Origin of the sequence: Agrobacterium tumefaciens str. B6 (assembly GCF_001541315.1) — a bacterium.
GTDB classification, from domain to species: Bacteria; Pseudomonadota; Alphaproteobacteria; order Rhizobiales; family Rhizobiaceae; genus Agrobacterium; species Agrobacterium radiobacter.
This window is the reverse complement of the sequence record NZ_LMVK01000052.1, coordinates 68,691-91,205: the sequence shown is the minus strand read 5'-3', so window position 1 is coordinate 91,205 and position 22,515 is coordinate 68,691. Positions and strand designations below refer to the sequence as shown.

The following is a 22,515-nucleotide window of genomic DNA, read 5'->3' as shown; positions in this document are numbered from 1 at the left end:
ACGATTTTTTCCCACGAATTTCTTCCTCAAATACCCGATCGCGCAGCGGCACCACCGGTCGAACCCGGTGATACCGGAAGGCGAAAGAGAACTGAGCGTCATCTAATTCGGAAACAGAAGCGACAGTCCGACACGGGCACCCCAACCGTGCGGCCCGTTCTCCGGCGCGGCTGCCCAATAACGCGCGCCTGCGGAAAGGCTCACCGGTTGCTCACCGAACTTCACAAGCTTCGACACCTGGAAATTGATCGGCACGGCCCACTGATCCGCCTTCCAGTCGTAGGTGCTCTCGGTATTGAGCGTGAAGGTCCAGGCATCCGATGTTCTATAGGAGATGAAGGGCTGCAAATAGGTCGCGTTGATGTCGGGCTTGTCTCCCTTGCCCGCAACGGACCAGATATGGTTTCCCAATGCACCAACCGTCCATGGTCCTTCCTGCTTCAGGACGACAGCAGTCGGACCGAGCCCGAACTTGCCGCCTCCGAGCAGATCGTCGGTCGCCGTGGGAAGGAGGAAGACGGGCCCCGCTCCCCAGATAATCCCGCCGGAGGTCGGCTGCGTCGGGGAGATAAAGAAGCTTTGCGAGATATCTCCAAGGCCCAACTGATTGCCGGAGGAACCGGCGATGTCATGCTGCCAGGTGACAGGTACGATGGTACGGGAGATCAAATTCCAGTCCTCGTTCAGCGCAAATGGAATGACGGGCTGGATATCGAGCGTCTTCCGGTCGCCACGGTTCGGTCCGAAGCCCCGATCGTAGTTGAATTGGAACGGCACGCTGATCAGCGACGCAACGGGATTGCTGAGCTTTTTCGCAAGATCGGCATCCGCTTCCTGTGCCATTGCGGCACCAGCCAGACCAATGGCTTGGCCAACCAGCGCAACGACCGAGAACGCACCCAATCGGTAGATCTTCTGCAGCATGCAATAGCTCCTCAATATACAATCCTCCATCTGTGAACGGGTGGACAGTGCAATGGTGATGAAGAAGAAGGCTGGGAAACAGCCACCGAAATGAGCATCCGGATGGTGTTATGGCTTGAAGCTTCTCCGCCGAGCGCCCCGGTACCGCAGTGCCCCCGCGCCCCTCTTTCTCTCGCCAAAGTTGATACATAGCTTTCGAGCAACGAATTGGGTCAAATCGGACATTTGAGGATAGATAATGAGGCTCTGCTGAAAAAATCCATTGATGCGTGGAAGAGCATCGAAGAATTTCAGCGGCACTTTTGATGAGCGAGTCCAAATCAGATGCCTAATGCCATAGCCTGATCGCCATTAGCCCTGCCAGATGGGGTCTGCTTGCCGCTTACGTTTATTGCACATTCCGAAACAATTCAGGGGGAGCCCGACACGCGGGAGCAAATGTGGATGCGCAGAACGGACCGCCCTGGAGGCCTGGAACCTCATCAGGTGAGTCGGCCGCTTGGACGCAACGAGCTTAGATTGAAATAGCCGTTTCATCGCCTTGATGAAGATCGAACCGTAGACTGCACGTTTCAAGAACTTATGTTTCTGAAATCATAATACTATCGGTAAGAACATCGACGTGCCTGAATGGCGGTAACAGCAAGACACTTCGTCGCTTTTACTTTGCAGAGACGGCGGCTAAAGCGTTTAGCCGGTGGCGTGATATCACACACGATGCAACAGTCCGTCCGAACCATTTAGTCCTCTCGCTGAACCGCAGCAGAGATTGACGTGATGCGGCAACTTGCCAGCACCACGCCTATTTTCTTCAACGCTTCATGTTGCCTATAAGCTTTTCCATCATTGAAGTTTCCTCTGACGACAGATCCTGTAAGGGAGAACGAACCGGGCCGGCGTCGAATCCCTGCAGGCGCACACCTGCCTTGATGGCCGAGACGGCATATCCCTTGGCACGGTTACGGATCGCCATGAAGGGATAGAAGAAGTCGATCAGAATCTTCTCGCACTTGGCACGCTCACCTGCACGCAGTGCCTTATAGAACTCCACAGCGAGACCCGGAACGAAGTTGAAAGCCGCCGACGAATAGGTGGTAAAGCCTGCGGCCAGATAGGCCTCTGCGAAAAGCTCCGCTGTCGGCATGCCCCCGAGATACGTCAACCGGTCGCCCATCTTCGCCGTGATCTGGCGCACCAGCCCAATGTCACCGGTCCCGTCCTTGAAACCGACAAGGTTCGGGCATTCATCGCAAAGTCGCGCCAGCGTATCAGCCTGCAGAACCGAGTTGTCACGGTTATAAACCATCACACCCATGCCTGTTGCCTGGCAGACCGCCTTGATATGGCGATAGAGACCTTCCTGCGGCGCATCGATCAGGTAATGCGGCAAAAGCAGAATGCCATCGGCGCCGACCTTCTCCACCGACTTGGCAATGGAAATGGCGATTTCGGTGCCATAACCACAGCCGGAAACGATTGGTGTTGTGCCGGCAGCTTCCTTGGCGACCCTGACAATTTCCGGAATTTCCTCTGGCGTCAGCGAGAAGAACTCGCCCGTGCCACCGGCCGCAAACAGCGTGGCGGCCTCAAAACCCGACAACCAGTTAACGTGTTCGGCATAGCTTTTTGCATTGAACTTGCCTTCGCTATCGAAATGGGTAACTGGAAAAGACAATAATCCTGCCCCCAGGACGTGTTTCAAGTCTTCAGTCTTCATGGATGTAGCCTCCTGTTGTTGAGGCGCGGTCGACCGCCGCCTCTTTCTACTCGTGGATGGGTCAGATGATGGCGCAGGCCTTCAGAGAGCTGACCATTTGCGCCAGACGATCACAGGCACTTTCCAATTCCTGATTGGATGCGGCGATCGACAAGCGAATAAAACCGGGTGCGCCGAAAGCGGCACCGGGAACACTGGAAAGGCCGAATTGCTGCAGCAGACAGGCGGCGAAGGCGGTGTCATCGGCAATGACATCCCCGCCACTACTCTTGTGGCCCAACAGCTTTTCCACTCCGATAAATGCGTAAAAGGCGCCATCAGGAGGAATGAAGTCGATGCCGTCGATCTTCACCAGACGTTCCGCCATGAGACGGGCACGGCTGGCAAAAATCTGTGCCCCATCAGTTACGAAGGTCTGATTGCCGGTCAGGGCTGCGAGCGCAGCCTCTTGTGCAATTGACGAAACACAGGAGACGCTTTGCGACTGCATCTTGTTAAGCGCTAAGATTAGCGCCTTTGGTCCCGCCGCATATCCCAGACGCCAACCGGTCATGGCATAGGCCTTTGACACACCATTGACGATCAAGGTGCGATCACGCAATTGGGGACAGGCACTGACAAATGAGACGAATGGTTTGTCCTGCAGAAGGACATGCTCGTAAATCTCGTCGGAGACCACAAGAATATTGGGGTGGCCAACTAGTACCTCTGCAAGCAGTTGGTATTCATCGGCGGAGTAGATCGCTCCGGTTGGATTCGAGGGGGAATTCAACATCAGCCAGCGGGTCTTTGGTGTGATCGCAGCTTCCAGCTTCCCAACAGAGATCTTGAAACCATCTTCGGGACCACAATTGACGTAGACGGGTTTTCCACCGTGCAAAGCAACAATATCGCCGTAAGATACCCAGCAGGGCGTTGGAATAATGACTTCGTCATCCGGCTCCAGAGTCGCCAGAAATACATCGAACAGAATCTGTTTTGCCCCATTGGCAATCATCACCTCGTCGGCGGTGTAATCCAGCCCGTTCTCGATCTTGAATTTTTGTACGATCGCCTTGCGCAGGTTTTCCATGCCGGCTGGTGCCCCATAGCGGATGCCACCTTTCAAAACGGCGGCGACAGCCGCTTTGGTGACATGTTCCGGCGGTTCAAAATCAGGCTCTCCCAATGAGAGATCAATGATATCGCGACCTTCCGCCGTCAGCTTTTTTGCGGCCATGGCAATAGCCATACTTGGGGACGACTTGATGCTTGCTGCACGCCCGTTTTCAAAACCCATTTTCGATTTCCTTGACCTTATCTTTCAGCTGGAAGCCGGGCGAGGCTGAACTTCTCGCCCGGCTTCCACGGGGGAGTTATCGGGCAGTCACGTAGTCAAAGTCGCTGTCGCGCTGGGCGGCATCGGCGTCGCGTTTCTCAACCGGACCGTAGCCGCCACCACCCGGCAGCTGTAGGATCAGCCGACGACCGGCAGGCACGTGCTGACGACCCTTGGCGGCCAGGCGTGTTCCGTCATCAAGCAGGACGGCGCCGGCTGCACCGTTTTCACCGCCCTCACGACCCCGTGGAGGATGTTCGACACGGTCGAACATTGCATTGAAATGCATTTCATGGCCGTCTGTCGGAGAAATTTCGAGAACCTGGCCGAGGCCACCACGGAACTGGCCAGCACCACCGGAACCATCCCGCAGTTCCTTGCGCCAGAAGATAACTGGACCAACATGCTCAGTTGCTTCGATCGACATCGAATGAACACCGCTTGGGAAGGCCGTGGCACTCAGACCATCAAGTGTCGAACGGGCGCCGGCACCACCACTGTTGAACAGCAGAACTTCGGCGCGCTGGCCGCCGTCAGCTGGTGCATGCTCCCCCTGCAATGGTCGCACGCTGACATGCAGGTTCCACAGGGCGCCCGCCCCCTCTGCCGGAACCTGTCCCGGCAGCATCTTGTGAACGGCACCGAGTACGGCGTCCGGTACCAGGTGGCCGAGAACGTGGCGAACGGACACTGGCGCCGGGTGCTGGGCGTTCAGAATGCAATTGGTTGGTGCCGTCATGCGGAATGGTAGCAGCGAAGCGTGGTTGTTGGGGATTTCAGGCGCAATCGAGCATTTCATGCCATAGCAGGCATAAGCTGCCGAATAGATGATAGGGCAATTGATGCCCTTCGGACTGGGCGGCGATGTGCCCTCGAAATCCGCAAGGATATGATCTTCAGCAACATCGAGACGGACCGCGATGTCGATCGGAGAGCCATAACCGTCAACACGCATGACGTTTGAATAGGAGCCCTTTGGCAGGGCTGCTATGCGCTCGATCGTGGCGTCATAACTGCGCTTGAAGATGAACTCGCCCAGCGTTTCGAGGTCTGCAAGCTCGAATTCCTCCATCATGTCCATCAGACGACGGTGTCCGATTTCGTTGCAGGCCGCGAGGGAATACACGTCACCAACAACCTGGTGACTTTCGCGCACGTTGTTGTGCAGGATGTTGACGAGGTCCTTGTTGACCTTGCCGCGCTCAGCAAATTTCATGATCGGAACAAAGATGCCTTCTTCGTAAACCTCGTTGGCATCCGGGCCGAAGCCACGACCGCCGACGTCAACAACGTGCGCCGTGCAGGCAAAATAACCAACGAGGGCACCATTGCGGAAGCTTGGCGACACCACCGTGAAATCGTGCAAGTGGCCCGTGCCCTTCCAGGGATCATTGGTGATGTAGACATCGCCTTCAAAAATATTCTCGGGCCCGATGTCGCGGATGAAGTGGCCGACAGCCTCTGCCATGGCATTGACGTGACCGGGCGTACCGGTCACAGCCTGGGCAATCATCTTGCCACCACGATTGAACACGCCGGCAGAAAGGTCTCCTGATTCACGGACGCTGGTGCTGAAGGCAGTGCGGATGAGGGTAACTGCCTGTTCTTCCACAACGGAGATAAGGCGGTTCCACATAATCTGCATGTGGACTTCGGAAAGTGCATTGGTTTTCATGGTTGATCCTCCGTTCAAGCGTTTTGCTTGACGCGTACGAGCAGGCAGCCATCGGCTTGCATGATGACTTCGCGGCTTGCGGTGACAATGGTCGAGGTTTCACGTTCGGTGATGACAGCCGGTCCGGCCATCCAGTCACCAGCCTTCATGTCGCTGCGCGCAACAATCGAGGCATTCTGGAAGCTGCCTTCCAGAACGTCGAAGATGTCGCGCACACCACTTGTCTTGGCGCTGCCAGCCTTTTCGGTCTTGCCGATACGATCTGGTGGTGAAACCTTCGAGGTGGCACGCAACGACCAACTGACGATTTCGACATCCAGACCATCAATGACACGACCAAAGAAGTGTTCGTATTGTTCATCGAACAATTCGCGGAAATGCCTGTCGTCAGCATCGGCATAATCACGAACCTCAATGGTGACAGGCACTTCCCAGCCTTGGCCGACGTAACGCATGTAGGCCGTGCATTCGAGTGATGGGTCAGCATCCGGAGCACCGGAACGCACGAAGGATGTTGCTTCTGCGATCAGGTCAGAAATCGTCTGATTGATCGCCTTGGCTTCAAAGCGGCTGAGACGGCTATAAGCACTGCGAACGGATTCAAAACCGAAAGGCGCACGCAGGAAGCCTATAGCCGAACCGACACCAGCACCAGGCGGGATCAGCAGATTCGATATGCCGAGCTTCTCACACAGTCGTGCCGCATGGATCGGCGCAGCCCCACCAAACGCGATCATGGTGAACTCGGACAGTTCCTTGCCATTTTCCACCGCATGCATGCGCGCAGCATTGCTCATGTTCTCATCAACCACTTCGCTGAGACCGTAGGCTGCGGTGGCGATATCGGTGGCGAGTTTTGACGCGATGTCGGTATCCATGGCCTTGTCGGACGCCGGACGATCAAGCTTCATCGCACCGCCGGCAAATTCGTCCGGGTCAAGGCGACCAAGGATCAGGTCGGCGTCAGTGACCGTTGGGTTTGCACCGCCGCGACCATAGCAAGCCGGGCCCGGTTCGGAACCCGCACTATGTGGCCCCACACGGATCTGGCGCATGCTGTCGATGGTAGCAATTGAGCCACCACCGGCACCGATTTCGACCATTTCGATAACCGGAATGGAAATCGGCATGCCGCTGCCCTTCTTGAAACGCCAGGTACGGGCGACTTCAAAGGTTTTCGACGTTTTTGGTGTCTGTTTTTCAATCAGGCAAATCTTGGCGGTCGTGCCGCCCATGTCATAGGACAGAACCTGATCGAGACCATAGCTGCTGGCGATATGGGCCGCAAAAATGGCACCGCCAGCCGGTCCGGATTCAAGCAGGCGGACAGGGAATTCAACAGCACTTTCGACGCTGATGATACCGCCACCGGAATGGATCATGAAGACCGGGCAACGGGTGCCCTCTTCGGTCAACCGGCCGACCAGTCGGTTAAGGTAGGAAGCCATGAGGGGCTTGACGAAAGCATTGGCGCAAACGGTGTTGAAACGCTGGAACTCGCGCATTTGCGGCGAGACTTCAGAAGAGATCGAAACCGAAATATCCGGCTTCTTGGCAAGAAGGCGTTCACGAACAACCTTTTCATGCGCGCCATTCAGATAGGAGTGGATGAAACCGATCGCGACGCTTTCATAACCCGCCGCAATGATGCGGTCGCAGAGCGCATCCACTTCGGCGATATCCAGTGCCTTGAGCACGGAGCCATCTGCACCGATACGTTCATCGATTACAAAACGTTCGTTTCTCGGTACAAGTGGCGCTGGCAGGACGATATTGAGATCATACTGTTCGAAACGGCTCTCGGTTCGCATTTCGATGACGTCACGGAAGCCCTTGGTCGTGATGAACGCCGTGCGCGCACCGCGTCGTTCAATCAGTGCGTTGGTTGCCAGCGTCGTGCCGTGGATGATCGTATCGATCTCGGAAAGCTCGACGCGTGCCACCTCCGCCACCTGACGGATACCCTTGACTATCGCGTTTTCGGGATAGGAATAATCGGTCAACACTTTGATCGAATGGAGCGTGATGCCTACCTCCATCGCAACGTCGGTGAAGGTGCCACCGATATCGACACCGACCCTGATCTGCTTGCCATCTTTCGCCATTTTATAACTCATGCTCCGTAAGCGAGCTGCTGGGTGTGCCGGGCGCGGGAAATTCAAATTTCGACGTGCGTCGGCCGTTCCCCCACCCACACAATCAGGCGGAGGCCAACAGCTCTTGAATTGTTGATATCAAGGTGTTCCGCGCGGCGGCCTCAGCGGTCGCGCAGAAATTCAGCGTTATTGTTTGCCGGCGAAATCGATACCCGGCAGGGTCGTTGGCAACGTGGCCCGATCAACCCCAATCCATTTTTTGTAGGCAGCATCCAGTGAACCGTCTGCCGTGTGACGGGTGACAAAGTCCGTCAGGTAATCCAGCATTTCCTGATCGCCCTTGCGTACTGCCATGCCCTGGAAATTGTCTGCAACCTTGTACTTGCGGTCAAATTGCGCATCGTAACCGGCCTGCTTGATAACAATGCCATATGTCACGCTGCCAAGAATGGCATCGACCTGGCCAGAAAGCAGCGCCTGCACGGTTGTTGCATCATCGTCAAAACGTTTGATCTGGGTGTTTGAAGGCGCAACCTTGACCAGCAGCGGTTCAAAGGCACTGCCGCGGTTAACGCCGATCACGAACTTGCCGAGATCTTCGTTCGCCTTGATGTCAGCATCCTTCTTGCCCCAGACCGTGATGTCATTCGACGAATAAGGAATGACGTACTGGATGACCTTGGCGCGTTCTTCGGTAATTGTCATTGACGGTACCAGGAAATCGACATTGCCGTTGACCAGCAGCGGAATACGGTTCTGCCCTGTGATGCGCTCGAATTTCACCTCAACGCCAAGTTCCTTGGCAATCATGTTGGCGATTTCGATGTCGAAGCCATCGTTCTGACCCTTGGCATCAATAAAGCCCCAGGGAAACTGGTCCATCTGTACACCAATGGTTGCAGTGCCTTTGGCCTTGATTTCTTCCGGCGTTACAGCCAGTGCCGACGTCGCCAAAGAGGTCGCGGCAAGAAGGACGGCAGTCAATCCGCCAAGGGCTTTGGAACGCGAAAGAGTGAATGCTGTATTGAACATAGTGTCACCTCTGGTTGGTTTTTGTCATGCGTTCTTGTTTTACCGAGCGGCGTTCAGGCGCCTTTCGATCCGTGCACTGCAATAGGTCAGTGGAATGCAGATGAAGAAGTAGATGAGTGCGACAGCCCCGTAGACCTGCAGCGGCTGAAACGTGATGTTGGCCATCAACTGTCCAGAGCGGGTAAGTTCGGTCAGGCCGAGAAGTGCCGCAAGCGCCGTGCCCTTGATCAGATTGACCAGGAAGCTGATGGTGGCTGGCAGGCCGATCCGGAATGCCTGCGGCAATACGATATCGACCATACGGTGGACATAACCGATGCCAAGCGCACGCGCCGCCTCGCTCTGCCCGTCGGGAACCGCCTGAATGCTGCCGCGCCAGATTTCACCGAGAAAGGCGCTGGTGTGCAGTGAAAGGCCGATGGTCAGCGCCACCCAGACATCCACCTTTATCCCGACCAGCGGGAGGCCGAAATACACGAAAAACAGTTGCACGAGCAACGGCGTACCCTGGAATATCTGGATATAGGTCGCCATCAGAATACGCAGCCATTTCCATTTGCTGGTACGTCCAAGTGCGACTGCCAGCCCGAGCGCGCCTCCGGCTGTGAAGGCAAGTAGCGACAGGACAACCGTCCAACGCGCGCCTTCCAGCAAGAACAGGAACTCTCCCCAACCAAATTGACGGATCATCGCACTGCCTCACTTTGCCGGATAAGAGAAATACACTCGGCCAATGGCGCCAAGAGCGATGGAAAAGAACTGCGACAGCGCAAGATAAATGGCACCGAGGGTGAGATAAATCTCGAAGCTGCGGAAGGTCTGCGAATCCAGCGTCTGTGCGAAATATGTTAATTCTTCCGCCGACACCGATGACATCAGACTGGAGTTCAGCATCATCAGGATAAACTGGCTGCAAAGCGCCGGATAAACAGCGCGGATGGCCGGCCGAAACACCACAAAGCGATAGATGTCCACCGTGTGCAAACCAAGCGCCCTGCCCGCTTCGATCTGGCCTGGACGAATGGACTGCACACCGCCGCGGACAATCTCCGCTGCATAAGCTGCACAGTTTAGTGTCATGGCAAGGATCGCCGCCTGCTCTCCACTTAACCGGATGCCTAGTGCCGGCATGCCGAAGAACACAAAGAACACCTGCACAAGAATCGGCGTGTTGCGGATCAGTTCGATGTAACCGATGGCGATGGTTCGCAGCACCGACTGCTTGCTCATCCGCATGGACATGAAGACGATACCAAGGCTCAAACCAAAGACCATCGACAGCGATGACATCTTCAATGTGCCGATGATGCCATCGACAAGTGTCGGCCAGGCGGCAAATACGGGGGTAAAGTCAAATGTATAGTTCATCGGTCACCCCTCAGTGGTTGAGGATCTGGCTGAGGAACGTCCTGGTACGCTCATGGGCCGGATTGCTGAAGAAGGTGTCTGGTTTGGCGCTTTCGATAATCTCGCCGCGATCCATGAAGATCACCCGGTGGGCAACGGCGCGCGCGAACCCCATTTCGTGGGTAACGCAGATCATTGTGATGCCGTCATCGGCCAGCGATACCATCGTATCAAGCACTTCCTTGACCATTTCCGGGTCAAGAGCCGACGTCGGCTCATCAAAAAGCATGATCTTGGGGTCCATACACAATGCCCGGGCAATGGCGACACGCTGTTGCTGTCCGCCGGAAAGCTGGGCCGGAAATTTCTTGGCTTGTTCGGCAATGTGAACCCGCTCGAGGTGACGCATGGCCTTGTCTCTCGCCTCGGCGACCGGCGTTTTGCGAACCCGGCGTTGTGCCAACATGCAGTTTTCAAGAACGGTCAGATGCGGGAACAGGTTGAATTGCTGGAAAACCATGCCGACATCACGGCGAATATGGTCTGCATTGTTGCCTTTCTGGCTGAGCTCGGTTCCATTGACGGCGATCTTGCCCTGCTGGATTTCCTCAAGATGGTTGATACAACGGATCAAGGTCGACTTTCCCGATCCCGAAGGGCCACACAGAACAATATGTTCTCCCCGCGCAACATTCAGGTCGATGCCCTTCAGCACCTGGAGTGTGCCATACCACTTGTTGACGCCGGTCATCTCTATGGCTTTTTCCGACATGCTGGTCCCGTTCATGGCCAGTTCCCCTTTTTGTCAGGCGTTAGGTGCGATTTCGAATATGGCATCAATCTCGACAGATGATCCGCGCGGCAGCGAGCCCGCGCCAAGTGCGGTGCGGACATGGCGCCCCTTGTCGCCAAATATCTCGACGAGGAGATCGGAAGCACCATCGACGACAGCCGGGTGCCCTTTGAAATCAGGTGGCGCGTTGACGAAACCGCGCAGCTGGACACAGGCCACTATCCGATCAAGATCGCCGTCCAGCGCAGCATTAACGCGCGCTATGACATTGAGCGCACAGAGCCGGGCTGCCTGATAACCGTCGCCGGGTGAAATATCCTGCCCGACAACACCGACATAATGCTCAACGCCGTTTATTCTTGGTATTTGACCCGACACAAACAGCAGATTTCCCGTCAGTCGGTGCGAAATGTAATTACCTGAAGCCGGGGCAATCGATGGCAATACGATGCCCAGCTCTGTGAGACGTGCGGAGACGGCACCCATAGCAGCTTTCCATTTAAATTTTTGGACGCGCATTCTGCGCGGACCACGTTCCCGGAGCCAATCGCCAACCGTCTTCTCACATCTGACTGGTCGTTAACTCACTTTTTATGAGCTGGAGAATTATTGAAATAGTACCTCTTGTCAACAGAAAACAAAGAGGTACTACCTCATGATATTTTTGCGTCAAAATTCTATATAACCCTATGATAATAAATCTTATTATCTATCGCAACATAAGAGATCTCCACAAGCTTGCCGCGTCAGCAGAAAAACTTTTTCCTGAAATTTGCGCGGAGAACGCTCGATATTCATCTACACGCGATCACTTCAACATTAGAGTGCGCACTCTTTGTATCGAAAAATTGCCAATGAGGTAGCACCACTTAGCCAAGTAATGCTATCTTGTGATTTGTGACACGTGACCCTCGCAAGGGGTCAAGACAATGACGGGTGAATTTTGGAAACTTTGACTGGCCGCACGATACAGGCGCTGAAAACATATATTAGCGACAGCCAACTGGATAATGGCTTTAAGCTGGGATCGCTCAATGAGTTATCGCAGCAGTTCGGTGTCAGCAGAACTGTCATCCGCGAAGCGGTTTCAGCATTGCGGTCCGACGGCATTGTAGAATCACGACACGGCGTCGGAGTGTTTGTGCGGGACCGGCCCCGCAACGATAATCCGGAACAGGATACATATGATGCCGACGTGGCACTTGCTCCACTTGCGCGCCTGAAGACTTCATTCATGGATCTCCTGGAGTTGCGAATGGCCTTTGAGGTTCACGCGGCAGGACTCGCCGCTACGCGCCGCTCCTGGGCGCAGGAGTCAAACATCTGGAACGCCGCGCGCCAATTCGAAGCGTCGCTTGAAGATGAGGCTGCGCTTGACCATCTCGATTTCATTTTCCATCGCTCGATTGCCGAAGCGACGAATAACGGCGCATTTATCGAGTTTTTCAGCCTAATGAGCTTGCAAATCCTCCCGCAACCGGCTTTCTCGAGGCAGCTTAATCCCGCACTTATCACCCCTGATTATATTCAAAACACTGTCGTCGAACACCGCGCCATCTGCGACGCGATAAGCTCGGGCCTTTCAGAAAAGGCGCGTGAAGCAATGCGCGCACATTTGAACCGCAGCCATCTTCGTTACCGCGGCTTTTCGGACGGAACGAGCTCGCCGCTTAGCAATGTGGCCCAAGATGAATGAGGCGTAACGGTTAACTTGCTGGTGATTATTTTACCTGACCGACCTCTTGATGAGAATCGGACTTACGACACCTTACGCGCACACTTTCGTCATTTGGACCAGGGATTGATTACCTTCAACCCAGCTGCCTCGAACGGGCTCGTGTCGCGCGTTGCGATCACGAGGCCGTTTGCTGCCGCTGTGGCCGCAATGTAGCCATCAGCTGTGCCAATCGCCTTCCCAGATAATCGAGCGCGTGCCATGAGGTCTGAGTAAAACTGAGAAGTAGCCAGATCAAAGAAAAGGATGCGCTGGGAAAAGTGGGGTAAAACTTCACCCTCAAGGCGATCGCGGAGGGTAGTTTGCCGTTTCCCAAAAGGCATGGCGGCGATCCCGAAACGAAGTTCAGCAATCGTTATTGAGGATATGAAAAGCGTTTCGAGAACTTGCGCGTCCAACCACGCAATTACTGCCTCATCAGGAACCGGTTTCCACGGCTCAGATATAACGTTGGTATCCAGCAAGATCATTCGAACGTCATCGGTTCAGCAGTTGTCTTGTCGCGACTTTTCTGCAGGGCTTCAACGTCGCTTTCGGAAAGTTCGGCGTCGCGACCAATGCCCGTCAGCAAAGTTCCGAGCTTGATACGTTCAGGAGGACGAACAGCGGCTTCAATGATGTCACGGATTTCGGCCTCGGTACTCCGACCATGATGAGCCGCTCGCACCCGCAGAGCACGATGCGTTTCGTCCGAAAGATTACGAATAGTGACTGCCGGCATTGATATCACCTTTATCCGAATGATAGCTTTGACAGCAATATATAAAAAATGACACAAAACTTCAAGACGTTCGCCACCGACGCTGAACATCTGATCTGATCATCATACCGCCTTGAAAGGAATTGAACCATCAACCTCCACAGGTCCGTTAGATTTTCACAAACGGGACTAGGCAGCAACATTATCCAGCTCCGACAGTACCTCCGAGGGAAGCTCTATTGTGGCCGCTGCGAGATTCTCCCGCAGATGGCCTCGTGATGACGTGCCGGGGATCAGGAGAATGTTCGGCGATCGCTGGAGAAGCCATGCAAGCGCCACCTGCATGGGCGTGGCGTTGAGTCGGGCGGCGACGCTCGACAGGGTCGAGGATTGCAGCGGCGAGAAGCCGCCAAGAGGAAAGAACGGGACATAGGCGACACCTCGAGAGGCGAGCGTGTCGATTAAGGCCTCGTCTTGGCGATGCGCAAGATTGTACTGGTTCTGCACACAGACGATCTCGGTGATCTTACCGGCTTCCTCGACCTGCTTGGCCGTGACATTCGACAGTCCGATATGCCGGATCAGGCCTTGGTGCTTCAACCCCGCCAGAACCTGAAGCGGCTCATTCAACGACCCTTCGGCGGGACCATGCACGTCGAACATGGCGCGCAGGTTGACCACATCGAGCACATCGAGCCCGAGATTGCGGAGGTTGTCATGAATGGCCTGTGTCAGATCCGCGCGCGAAAAAGCCGGGTTCCACGAGGCGTCTGCACCCCTGACCGCGCCGACCTTGGTGACGATCAGAAGATCGCTGTCATAGGGATGCAAAGCTTCGCGGATTACCTCGTTTGTAACATGCGGGCCGTAGAAGTCGCTGGTGTCGATGTGATTGACACCGCTTTCGACCGCCTCGCGCAGTACGGCTATGGCCTCCGGGCGATCGCGCGGAGGCCCGAAAACGCCCTTGCCCGCAAGCTGCATCGCGCCATAACCCAACCGGCACACCACATGGTCGCCAAGCTTGTAGGTTCCTGAATTTTCGATAGTGCTCATGGCTGTATCTCCTTGTCGTCCCAGAAATAGATGTCTGTCATACGCGGCACAAGCATCTATAATACGGACAGGTTGTCCGCTCAGACGGACAATCAGTCGCACGAATTGGAGAATCGGGTGCCTGACATTACGGACGTCAATGCGTTTCTGCTGGTAGCTCGATCCAGAGGTTTTCGGCAGGCCGCGCGCGAAAGTGGCATCAGCTCCTCGGCGTTGAGCGATGCGGTGAAACGCCTGGAGGAAGACCTTGGGGTGAGACTATTCAATCGCACTACCCGCAGCGTACTCCCGACGGAGGCCGGACGTCTCTTGCTGGAGCGCACCGGACCTGCCTTTGCAGAGGTCGCATCCGCACTCGACGAGGTAAAAAGCAGCCGCGGCCGCACCTCGGGGGAGCTCAGGCTAAACGTCCCGATGAGCGCGGCAAGGCTGGTCCTGCCTCCGATCGTGCCGGCGTTCTTAGCGGCCTATCCGGACGTAAGGCTGGAAATCGTGACCGACGAGAATTTTATCGACATCATAAAAAGCGGCTGCGATGCTGGCATCCGTTATGACGAACGGCTCGAGCAGGATATGGTGGCTTTGCCGATCGGCCCGCGCCTGCAGCGCTACGCCCTTGCCGCGTCGTCGCGTTACCTCGCAAGAAGGGGTCGACCGCAACATCCACAAGACCTGCTTTCGCATGATTGTATCCTGGGGCGGTTTTCGGGGCGTGCCCTCCCCTCTTGGGAATTCGAACGCGATGGGGAGGAAGTTATCATAAACCCGAAAGGTAACCTCGTGGTCCAGTTCGGCGGCGGCACCGATCTTGGCATCGACGCAGCCATTGCCGGTTCTGGCATGATTTATATTTTCGAGGATTGGCTAAGGCCACACTTCGATCGAGGAGATCTGGTGCCGGTGATGGAAGAATGGTGGCTGCGGTTTTCCGGCCCGTTCCTCTATTACCCTGGGCGGCGTCTTGTGCCCGCGCCATTGCGCGCATTTATCGATTTCGTGAAGCAATCGCACAAGGTATGGATCGGAGCAGAATGAGCGGACGCTTTGGTTTGATCTTGAAGATCGGTCCTCGCATTGATGAGATACGAACCTTTGACCCGTTTGTGTGTCGGCCGATCGTAGGTTTATCATCGAGATGCTCGAGGTCGCCCAACAGCAAAAGCATTTCGTTGAGTTTGGTTTTGACGTCCCCGAATTTTTTGACCTTAACGAGTTCACCGTGGCCGGCCAACATAAGAAAGGTTTCGAGAACCGTGTCTGAATGCCGGCACAGCAGGATCAGAAACTCGCCGCTCGGACCGTTTATCCCAGTGAACCAGTTCTTGACCGCACGTTCATTCGCCAGGGTCAAGCTCGCAATTGTTTTCGGCATAGAATGCGACCTGCGCGACCACCTCGCCCGCCTGATCGGGCGTCAGTCCGTTGTCCAATGCTCGATTGAGGTGGCCGGGGAGCTGAGCCTGCCTGCCCGTTCGCCATGATGGAGCTGATGGTGACGAGGCTACGATCACGCAATGCCAGATCAGGGCGTAGCCAGACGTCGTGGAATAGCGGATCGGTCGTGAACTTCGCCAGGCCAGGATTGGCGGCTTTATGAAGATTCCCCTCGTGTCAAGGCCGCGGCATTGCGCGATGTTTCGCGATGCACCATAAAGACGGTGTAGCGATTAAGGCCCCGGAGACATGATGACATCGCCGAACCCCACTGTTTCTGGTCCCAAGGCCGAGACGAACAAGTTTCTCGTTCTCCTGCTTGGGTCAATTGGTGTTGTCTACGGAGATATCGGCACCAGTCCTCTTTACGCCTTCAGGGAATCGCTACGCCCGTTCACGGCTAACGGCGTTCAGCACGAGCATGTCGTCGGCCTGATCTCTCTCATGATCTGGACACTGACGATCATCGTCACGTTCAAGTATGTACTGTTCCTCTTGCGCGCAGACAATGACGGTGAAGGCGGCACGCTTTCGCTTCTTGCTCTCTTGATGAAAAAGACTGGAAGCTACATGCCTGTCCTCTTCTTTGCGGGCCTGATCGGTTCTGCTCTTTTCATCGGCGACGCGATGATAACACCTGCCCTTTCGGTGATGTCGGCGCTTGAAGGGATGAAGCTGGTCACGCCTGCCTTCTCCGACTACGTACTGCCGTTATCGGCGCTTATCATGGTCGGGCTGTTTGCCGTTCAGTCGAAGGGTACGGGGGCCGTCGCAAATTTCTTCGGCCCTATCACCGTCGTCTGGTTCCTGGCAATGGCTTGGGGCGGGTTAATCCATATCGGTGACGACTGGACAATCCTTGAATCGCTCAATCCGGTCAACGCGCTGTGGTTCATCACACACGCAGGCTGGGCCGGGCTGATTGTCCTCGGAGCTGTTTTCCTGACGGTGACCGGCGCGGAAGCTCTCTACGCCGATCTAGGTCATTTCGGCCGAAGACCGATCAGCGTTGCCTGGTTCATCCTCGTGTTTCCGGCTCTCGCCCTCAACTATCTCGGTCAGGGGGCACTAGTCCTCAGTACGCCTGCGGCAATCGACAACCCATTCTACCTGCTCTATCCCGAATGGGCCCTGCTCCCGATGGTTATCCTTGCGACGATGGCCACGGTTATTGCCAGCCAGGCCGTCATCACAGGAGCCTTTTCGCTTGCTCGTCAGGCCGTGCATCTCGGCTTCCTGCCGAAGCTGATGATCCGCTTCACATCCGAGACGAACACCGGACAGATATATGTGCCCGCCGTCAACATGGTTCTGTTTATCGGCGTTCTGGTACTGATCTTCTCATTTGGGGATTCGGAATCGCTTGCGACCGCCTACGGCATCTCGGTCACGGGTGCTATGGTCGTGACGACACTGATGGCCTTCCAGTTCCTCCGTTCCGTGAGGGGCAAATCTGCCTTCACCGCTGCGATCCTGCTCGCTCCGCTCCTGTCAATCGAAGCTGTATTTCTCGCAGCAAACCTCCTCAAGGTGCACGATGGTGGCTGGGTACCGCTCGCTCTGGCGGGCGTCATCATCCTAGTCATGTGGACATGGACGAAGGGTTCGCGATACCTGCGCGAAAAGATCTCGAGAAATGACATGCCCCTCGACACGTTCATCAGTTCGCTTGAAGGCTCGATCAGTCGCGCTTCTCGCAGCGCTCCCGTCATCGTGCCAGGAACAGCTGTGTTCCTCACCAGTGTGCCCGATAAGGTGCCAAGCGTCCTCCTTCACAATCTCAAGCACAATCATGTCCTTCACGAGCAGAATGTGATCCTTACGATCTGGACGCACGACAAGCCGTACATCCCAGCCTCCGAGCGCGTCGAAATCACCCGGATCTCAAAGCATTTCATGCGCCTCGAGATGAATTTCGGCTTCATGGACGAGCCGAACGTCGTCAAGGCGCTACCGCTGTGCAAAAAGAAGGGTTTCAAGTTCGAGATCATGCAGACCTCGTTCTATCTCGGCCGCCGCAATCTGATCGCAACGCCTAACGCTGGTTTGCCTTGGTGGCAGGAAGACCTTTACATTGCCCTGGCGGGTATCGGGATTGACCCCTCCGCGTACTTCAAGCTTCCACCCAACCGCGTTATTGAACTGGGAGAGCAGGTAGCCATCTAGGACACTACGATCGCGCTGTAGTGGTACGATCGGTTTGTACGGACCCGCCATCGCTTTGGCGGTGACAGGAGCACAACTTTATGCGGCAACTGGTGCGGTTCCCTGGGTTTGAACTGGCCGGTACGTCCTGGCGCGCGAGCCCCACCCTGATTGCGGTGCGTTTCATCAGAATTTCATCGAGATTTGTCACAACCAGCCGACGATTTAGTCGGCGGAGCCGGGATGCGCGAACGGAACTTGCGAGAAATTGATAATATTGCGGACACTATCCGCGAACTCGCCCGGCCCGGTATGAAACCCAAGCATCTGATCGATGCCGTCAAACAGCGTCATCCTGATGCAACGAGAAAGGAAATCGCACGAGCGGCGTTCCTGAGTGTGATACTTTCGGCGGAATACAGCCCTGAGGACGTGGAGGCACTTCACGATCTTGCCCGCAACGCACGGGACACAGACGGCGACTAGGCGCCCGCCGGCGGCAGCTCACTGCAGTCTGAAACAGGGAAAGATTAAGCAGGTGTACTCATGACTTATCGCAGAACGTCGGTACCGCGGATTGAAGCAACAGCCGACCGCGTCACGAGCTCCTCCGCTTTCAGCGCCAGAATCTCTTGGCATCGAGAGCATCGTCCGATGCGTCCTGCGCCATTCTGATCAGCTTTGCCTTGTCAGCGTCAACGATAAGGTCATCCGCTCCAGGCAGGCTCCTCAGGCCATGCCCATCCAGCACCGCAGGCCCGGTTGCCAGATCATTGAGAGCGCCGATTTGGTCCTGCCACGCATCCATAGCGCCCACGAAACGCTTGTACCGTCGCACGTCCCGGTTCTCGGAGAATAGAGATCGGAAGAATTCGGCTGCGTAGCGAAGTTTCTTGGCATCCTTGCGAGCCTCATGACGATGCTCATCATCCGACCCAGCCAGATCCTGTCCGTGCTTCTTGGCCTTCTTGCGTGCTTTATCGAGCGCCTCGCCGGCAAACTCAGTGGCAGAACACTCGCGGACGTCTTTCGCTGCCGAAACACTCAGATAGTTGCCGCCATGAAGCCACTCGGTGAAATCAAGCGTGAGCGCCCGCGTCCGAGAGCTGTCAAGCGCCTCGATGACGCTATCATATGCAGCGGCCCGTTTGTCCCTGAGGCTGCCCGGACGAGGTGCAAGCGTACGGAAGCGCCGATTTGGTTTTTGACAATTTCGGATACAAGAGCGGACGGAGAAAAACTCACCGAGTTTGTCGGCAGATGGACTTCCTGAATTGTGCACAGCAGAGACTGCTCCAATCGTCCATACGAAGAGATCGGTTGGTCCGATTGTCTCCAATGCGCTAATGGACAGACCGGCTGATCACCCGATGCGGATAGGCAGCCTTGAACTGCGTTATCATCGCACACGCCTGCTGCAAGACCCGCTCCGTCATCTCGGGGTTGTCGCGAGCAAGTTCATCGGCATTGACGCGGATCGCCTCTGCCATATTCGCAGAAAGCACTGCAAAGCGCCCCTCACCATACACCAGAGCCTCCTGTGAAGCGGTCTCAAGCCACCGGGCGAAATCGACGATAATCTCTTCCCTTTCCGGGATACTGGCGCTCTTGATGATGTTGATGTTTTCCTCCATGCGGTCTCACTCCATACAGACGTGGGAAAGTCACCGAGCTCATCAAGCCTCGGCCGGCCGATGAGCTAGGGAGTGAGAAAATCGATTTCAAGCCTCAGTGCAGTTTGAATTCACCATCGACGCGCCGCCACTCATTGGGCCCGATCAGGCGCTGGTGGCTGTAGCGAACAGAATGCAGCGGCCCATCGAGGGAAGCCTGCCAGAAAGCCAGGAACCTGCGCATTTCCGGGAAGTCGGGGGCGATATCGTAATCCTGCCAGACATAGGTCTGCAGGACGGATTCGAAATCCGGGATGTGATAAAGTATATGCGCGGTGGTCAGTCCGTACCCATTGAGCTGGCGCTCGAGATCAGATGAAAAGTTCATGCTTCATCTCCGTGTCGTGACAGTAGGGATGATGGCCCAGGTGTGCGCCATGATCAACCTGTCGGAAACGGAAGAATTCACATTATTTTTCCTTTTCAGCAAGTTAGCAGCCGCCAAGACCGATTGCTAATTTTTCTCCATCGCCCTCTTGAAATCGAAAAAAAGCAAAAATAAATTTTTTGCGCGAAACGCTCAAAGAGGTTTCGCTCCTGTCCGGCATGGCAATCCCTTCCGGCCAGGGGAACGTCATCATTGTTTGTCCATGGAGGAAAACATGTCGTTTAGACCGCTTCACGATCGCATTCTCGTCCGCCGCGTCGAATCCGAAGAGAAGACCAAGGGCGGCATCATCATCCCTGACACCGCCAAGGAAAAGCCGCAAGAAGGCGAAGTCATCGCCGTCGGGTCCGGCGCCCGCAATGAAGCCGGTCAGATCCAGGCTCTGGATGTCAAGGCGGGTGACCGCATCCTGTTCGGCAAGTGGTCTGGCACTGAGATCGAGATCAACGGCGAAGACCTGCTGATCATGAAGGAAAGTGACGTCATGGGGATCATCGAAGCCCAAGTCGAGCAGAAGAAAGCCGCCTGAGCCTCCCCTGTTCTGCCGAACCATCAGTCAAATAGCTGCCTATTGAGGAGTTAAAGAAATGGCTGCGAAAGAAGTCAAGTTCAACACCGATGCCCGTGAACGCATGCTGCGTGGGGTCGATGTTCTGGCGAATGCCGTGAAAGTCACGCTCGGCCCGAAAGGTCGCAACGTTGTAATCGACAAGTCGTTCGGCGCGCCGCGCATCACCAAGGATGGGGTCTCGGTCGCCAAGGAAATCGAGCTTGAAGACAAGTTTGAAAACATGGGTGCACAGATGCTACGCGAAGTGGCATCGAAGACCAACGATCTCGCCGGCGACGGCACGACAACCGCGACTGTTCTGGCCCAGGCTATCGTCAAGGAAGGCGCCAAGGCGGTAGCATCCGGTATTAACCCGATGGACCTGAAGCGCGGCATCGACATTGCCGTCGACGCAGTCGTCAAAGAACTGAAGACGAACGCCCGCAAGATCACCAGCAATTCCGAAATCGCCCAGGTCGGCACCATCTCCGCCAACGGCGACGAAGAAATTGGCCGCTATCTTGCCGAAGCCATGGAAAAGGTTGGCAACGAAGGCGTCATCACCGTCGAAGAAGCCAAGACGGCCGAGACAGAACTCGAAGTCGTCGAAGGCATGCAGTTCGACCGCGGTTATCTCAGCCCGTACTTCGTCACCAATCAGGACAAGATGTGGGTCGAGCTTGAGGATCCCTATATCCTCATCCACGAGAAGAAGCTCTCCAATCTCCAGGCAATGCTGCCAGTGCTGGAAGCTGTGGTGAAGTCAGGTAAGCCGCTGTTGATCATCGCCGAGGACGTCGAAGGCGAGGCCCTCGCGACCCTCGTCGTCAACAAACTGCGCGGTGGTCTCAAGATCGCGGCCGTCAAGGCACCCGGCTTCGGCGACCGCCGCAAGGCTATGTTGGAAGACATCGCCATCCTGACGGGTGGTACTGTCATCTCCGAAGACGTCGGCATCAAGCTTGAAAACGTCACTCTGAATATGCTCGGCCGCGCCAAGAAGGTAGCGATCGAAAAGGAAAACACCACCATCATCGATGGTGTCGGGTCCAAAGCCGAGATCGACGGCCGCGTGGCGCAGATCCGCGCCCAGATCGAGGAAACAACCTCGGACTACGATCGCGAGAAGCTTCAGGAGCGTCTTGCCAAGCTCGCTGGCGGTGTGGCCGTCATCCGCGTTGGCGGCTCGACGGAAGTCGAAGTGAAGGAGAAGAAGGACCGGGTGGACGATGCCCTGCACGCAACCCGTGCAGCCGTCGAGGAAGGCATCCTGCCCGGTGGCGGTGTCGCCCTACTGCGAGCGGTCAAGGCACTGGACGGTCTGCCTACAGCCAACGACGATCAGCGCGTCGGGATCGATATCGTCCGCCGCGCGATCGAAGCGCCGGTCCGCCAGATCGCCGAGAACGCCGGCGCCGAAGGTTCGATCATCGTTGGCAAGCTGCGCGAAAAGACCGACCCGTCGTTCGGCTGGAACGCCCAGACGGGCGAGTACGGCGACCTCTATGCCCAGGGCGTCATCGACCCGGCAAAGGTGGTGCGCACCGCGCTTCAGGATGCAGCCTCTGTCGCCGGCCTGCTGGTCACGACCGAAGCCATGATTGCCGAGAAGCCGAAGAAGGAATCTGCTCCGGCGCTGCCTGCTGGCGCTGGTATGGACTTCTAGCATCAAGATGGCCCCGCCCGTGTATGCGGGCGGGACCCCAGGGACGATCCGTAGCGGATCGACCCTAGGCGGCAAACCTGAAACTTCGCCTGTTTCACCGCTTTCACCGCAGCCCGTGCAGTCTTAATTTTACCGAGGCAGGCGAACGGCTTCTGTTGCCCTCAGGATCACGGGAAAATCTTCAGGAGCAATCGTCGACATCTCCCGTTTTCCCGCAGATCTCGTGGCATTGGATGGCATGGCAATGCGGTCCCTTCGCAGCGGCC

At 56.0% G+C, this 22,515-nt stretch carries 23 protein-coding genes and 1 pseudogene; 6 read left to right on the top strand and 18 right to left on the bottom strand.

Features of this window, described 5'->3' with window-relative positions; translation table 11 throughout:
- Positions 1-102 precede the first annotated feature (102 nt).
- The 10 genes from ASB65_RS26315 to ASB65_RS26270 all read right to left on the bottom strand — a co-directional run bounded on the left by ASB65_RS26315 (position 103) and on the right by ASB65_RS26270 (position 11,388).
- On the bottom strand, positions 103-924 hold the full coding sequence (locus ASB65_RS26315; RefSeq protein ID WP_060725910.1) for a hypothetical protein: 822 nt from the start codon (positions 922-924) through the stop codon (positions 103-105).
- A gap of 811 nt (positions 925-1,735) precedes the next feature.
- Positions 1,736-2,641 carry a 5-dehydro-4-deoxyglucarate dehydratase gene (kdgD, locus tag ASB65_RS26310; RefSeq protein ID WP_060725909.1) on the bottom strand — a complete coding sequence of 302 codons (906 nt, stop codon included), beginning with the start codon at positions 2,639-2,641 and terminating at the stop codon, positions 1,736-1,738.
- 61 nt (positions 2,642-2,702) lie between these two features.
- On the bottom strand, positions 2,703-3,920 hold the full coding sequence (locus ASB65_RS26305) for a pyridoxal phosphate-dependent aminotransferase (RefSeq protein ID WP_060725908.1): 1,218 nt from the start codon (positions 3,918-3,920) through the stop codon (positions 2,703-2,705).
- 76 nt (positions 3,921-3,996) lie between these two features.
- Positions 3,997-5,634, bottom strand: a complete 1,638-nt coding sequence (locus ASB65_RS26300; protein WP_060725907.1) for a hydantoinase B/oxoprolinase family protein — start codon at positions 5,632-5,634, stop codon at positions 3,997-3,999.
- Positions 5,635-5,648: 14 nt separating this feature from the next.
- A complete protein-coding gene (locus tag ASB65_RS26295) occupies positions 5,649-7,739 on the bottom strand; it encodes a hydantoinase/oxoprolinase family protein (protein WP_060725906.1) in 2,091 nt (696 codons plus the stop codon).
- Positions 7,740-7,916: 177 nt separating this feature from the next.
- Positions 7,917-8,762 carry a transporter substrate-binding domain-containing protein gene (locus ASB65_RS26290; RefSeq protein WP_060725905.1) on the bottom strand — a complete coding sequence of 282 codons (846 nt, stop codon included), beginning with the start codon at positions 8,760-8,762 and terminating at the stop codon, positions 7,917-7,919.
- A gap of 39 nt (positions 8,763-8,801) precedes the next feature.
- Positions 8,802-9,452, bottom strand: a complete 651-nt coding sequence (locus ASB65_RS26285; protein ID WP_060725904.1) for an amino acid ABC transporter permease — start codon at positions 9,450-9,452, stop codon at positions 8,802-8,804.
- 9 nt (positions 9,453-9,461) lie between these two features.
- Complete coding sequence (locus tag ASB65_RS26280; protein ID WP_060725903.1) at positions 9,462-10,130, bottom strand: amino acid ABC transporter permease; 669 nt, start codon at positions 10,128-10,130, stop codon at positions 9,462-9,464.
- Positions 10,131-10,140: 10 nt separating this feature from the next.
- Positions 10,141-10,896 carry an amino acid ABC transporter ATP-binding protein gene (locus ASB65_RS26275; protein ID WP_174014749.1) on the bottom strand — a complete coding sequence of 252 codons (756 nt, stop codon included), beginning with the start codon at positions 10,894-10,896 and terminating at the stop codon, positions 10,141-10,143.
- Between the two features lie 18 nt (positions 10,897-10,914).
- Positions 10,915-11,388 (bottom strand): RidA family protein, encoded by a 474-nt coding sequence (locus ASB65_RS26270; protein WP_060725902.1) that lies wholly within the window; start codon positions 11,386-11,388, stop codon positions 10,915-10,917.
- Between the two features lie 457 nt (positions 11,389-11,845).
- Between ASB65_RS26270 and ASB65_RS26265 the strand changes: the two genes are divergently transcribed.
- Positions 11,846-12,598, top strand: coding sequence for a FadR/GntR family transcriptional regulator (locus tag ASB65_RS26265; protein ID WP_060725901.1), 753 nt, complete (start codon positions 11,846-11,848; stop codon positions 12,596-12,598).
- Positions 12,599-12,687: 89 nt separating this feature from the next.
- Here ASB65_RS26265 and ASB65_RS26260 read toward each other — a convergent pair whose 3' ends face one another.
- The 3 genes from ASB65_RS26260 to ASB65_RS26250 form a co-directional block, all read right to left on the bottom strand.
- Positions 12,688-13,107: a type II toxin-antitoxin system VapC family toxin gene (locus ASB65_RS26260; RefSeq protein ID WP_060725900.1), complete on the bottom strand. Its 420-nt coding sequence runs from the start codon at positions 13,105-13,107 to the stop codon at positions 12,688-12,690.
- Entirely contained in the window at positions 13,104-13,358 is a 255-nt protein-coding gene (locus ASB65_RS26255) for a FitA-like ribbon-helix-helix domain-containing protein (RefSeq protein WP_060726010.1), read from the bottom strand. Before ASB65_RS26255 ends, ASB65_RS26260 begins: the two co-directional genes overlap by 4 nt.
- Positions 13,359-13,526: 168 nt before the next feature.
- Positions 13,527-14,393, bottom strand: a complete 867-nt coding sequence (locus ASB65_RS26250; RefSeq protein WP_060725899.1) for an aldo/keto reductase family oxidoreductase — start codon at positions 14,391-14,393, stop codon at positions 13,527-13,529.
- Between the two features lie 117 nt (positions 14,394-14,510).
- Between ASB65_RS26250 and ASB65_RS26245 the strand changes: the two genes are divergently transcribed.
- Positions 14,511-15,428, top strand: coding sequence for a LysR family transcriptional regulator (locus tag ASB65_RS26245; protein ID WP_060726009.1), 918 nt, complete (start codon positions 14,511-14,513; stop codon positions 15,426-15,428).
- A 332-nt stretch (positions 15,429-15,760) separates the two neighbouring features.
- On the opposite strand, the pseudogene ASB65_RS27920 reads toward ASB65_RS26245, so the two are convergent.
- Positions 15,761-15,977: pseudogene (locus ASB65_RS27920) on the bottom strand (carboxymuconolactone decarboxylase family protein); the annotation flags it as partial.
- Between the two features lie 102 nt (positions 15,978-16,079).
- Here ASB65_RS27920 and ASB65_RS26240 point away from each other — a divergent pair.
- Positions 16,080-17,993, top strand: a complete 1,914-nt coding sequence (locus ASB65_RS26240; RefSeq protein WP_060725898.1) for a potassium transporter Kup — start codon at positions 16,080-16,082, stop codon at positions 17,991-17,993.
- Positions 17,994-18,215: 222 nt separating this feature from the next.
- A complete protein-coding gene (locus tag ASB65_RS26235) occupies positions 18,216-18,458 on the top strand; it encodes a hypothetical protein (protein WP_060725897.1) in 243 nt (80 codons plus the stop codon).
- Positions 18,459-18,588: 130 nt separating this feature from the next.
- Here the strand turns inward: ASB65_RS26235 and ASB65_RS26230 are convergent, their stop codons facing one another.
- The 4 genes from ASB65_RS26230 to ASB65_RS28460 form a co-directional block, all read right to left on the bottom strand.
- Positions 18,589-19,254, bottom strand: a complete 666-nt coding sequence (locus tag ASB65_RS26230; RefSeq protein ID WP_060725896.1) for a CHAD domain-containing protein — start codon at positions 19,252-19,254, stop codon at positions 18,589-18,591.
- A 61-nt stretch (positions 19,255-19,315) separates the two neighbouring features.
- Positions 19,316-19,606 (bottom strand): hypothetical protein, encoded by a 291-nt coding sequence (locus tag ASB65_RS26225; protein WP_060725895.1) that lies wholly within the window; start codon positions 19,604-19,606, stop codon positions 19,316-19,318.
- Between the two features lie 94 nt (positions 19,607-19,700).
- A complete protein-coding gene (locus ASB65_RS26220; protein ID WP_060725894.1) occupies positions 19,701-19,973 on the bottom strand; it encodes an usg protein in 273 nt (90 codons plus the stop codon).
- A 103-nt stretch (positions 19,974-20,076) separates the two neighbouring features.
- The gene (locus ASB65_RS28460; protein WP_153463924.1) at positions 20,077-20,226 is read right to left on the bottom strand and encodes a hypothetical protein; all 150 of its coding nucleotides are present in this window, start codon (positions 20,224-20,226) and stop codon (positions 20,077-20,079) included.
- Positions 20,227-20,247: 21 nt separating this feature from the next.
- Here ASB65_RS28460 and groES point away from each other — a divergent pair, with 21 nt between their 5' ends.
- Positions 20,248-20,562: a co-chaperone GroES gene (gene groES / locus ASB65_RS26215; RefSeq protein WP_060725893.1), complete on the top strand. Its 315-nt coding sequence runs from the start codon at positions 20,248-20,250 to the stop codon at positions 20,560-20,562.
- Positions 20,563-20,620: 58 nt separating this feature from the next.
- On the top strand, positions 20,621-22,249 hold the full coding sequence (groL, locus tag ASB65_RS26210; protein WP_060725892.1) for a chaperonin GroEL: 1,629 nt from the start codon (positions 20,621-20,623) through the stop codon (positions 22,247-22,249).
- Positions 22,250-22,515 lie beyond the last annotated feature (266 nt).

Coding starts and splice junctions, on each gene's coding strand:
- ASB65_RS26290 (WP_060725905.1), bottom strand. CDS start 8,762: ATGTTCAATACAGCATTCACTCTTTCGCGTTCCAAAGCCCTTGGCGGA.
- ASB65_RS26220 (WP_060725894.1), bottom strand. CDS start 19,973: ATGAACTTTTCATCTGATCTCGAGCGCCAGCTCAATGGGTACGGACTG.
- kdgD (WP_060725909.1), bottom strand. CDS start 2,641: ATGAAGACTGAAGACTTGAAACACGTCCTGGGGGCAGGATTATTGTCT.
- ASB65_RS26280 (WP_060725903.1), bottom strand. CDS start 10,130: ATGAACTATACATTTGACTTTACCCCCGTATTTGCCGCCTGGCCGACA.
- ASB65_RS26225 (WP_060725895.1), bottom strand. CDS start 19,606: ATGGAGGAAAACATCAACATCATCAAGAGCGCCAGTATCCCGGAAAGG.
- ASB65_RS26240 (WP_060725898.1), top strand. CDS start 16,080: ATGACATCGCCGAACCCCACTGTTTCTGGTCCCAAGGCCGAGACGAAC.
- ASB65_RS26285 (WP_060725904.1), bottom strand. CDS start 9,452: ATGATCCGTCAATTTGGTTGGGGAGAGTTCCTGTTCTTGCTGGAAGGC.
- ASB65_RS28460 (WP_153463924.1), bottom strand. CDS start 20,226: ATGATGACGTTCCCCTGGCCGGAAGGGATTGCCATGCCGGACAGGAGC.
- ASB65_RS26300 (WP_060725907.1), bottom strand. CDS start 5,634: ATGAAAACCAATGCACTTTCCGAAGTCCACATGCAGATTATGTGGAAC.
- ASB65_RS26260 (WP_060725900.1), bottom strand. CDS start 13,107: ATGATCTTGCTGGATACCAACGTTATATCTGAGCCGTGGAAACCGGTT.
- ASB65_RS26305 (WP_060725908.1), bottom strand. CDS start 3,920: ATGGGTTTTGAAAACGGGCGTGCAGCAAGCATCAAGTCGTCCCCAAGT.
- ASB65_RS26295 (WP_060725906.1), bottom strand. CDS start 7,739: ATGGCGAAAGATGGCAAGCAGATCAGGGTCGGTGTCGATATCGGTGGC.
- ASB65_RS26255 (WP_060726010.1), bottom strand. CDS start 13,358: ATGCCGGCAGTCACTATTCGTAATCTTTCGGACGAAACGCATCGTGCT.
- ASB65_RS26235 (WP_060725897.1), top strand. CDS start 18,216: ATGCGCGAACGGAACTTGCGAGAAATTGATAATATTGCGGACACTATC.
- ASB65_RS26250 (WP_060725899.1), bottom strand. CDS start 14,393: ATGAGCACTATCGAAAATTCAGGAACCTACAAGCTTGGCGACCATGTG.
- ASB65_RS26270 (WP_060725902.1), bottom strand. CDS start 11,388: ATGGGTGCCGTCTCCGCACGTCTCACAGAGCTGGGCATCGTATTGCCA.
- ASB65_RS26275 (WP_174014749.1), bottom strand. CDS start 10,896: ATGAACGGGACCAGCATGTCGGAAAAAGCCATAGAGATGACCGGCGTC.
- groES (WP_060725893.1), top strand. CDS start 20,248: ATGTCGTTTAGACCGCTTCACGATCGCATTCTCGTCCGCCGCGTCGAA.
- ASB65_RS26315 (WP_060725910.1), bottom strand. CDS start 924: ATGCTGCAGAAGATCTACCGATTGGGTGCGTTCTCGGTCGTTGCGCTG.
- groL (WP_060725892.1), top strand. CDS start 20,621: ATGGCTGCGAAAGAAGTCAAGTTCAACACCGATGCCCGTGAACGCATG.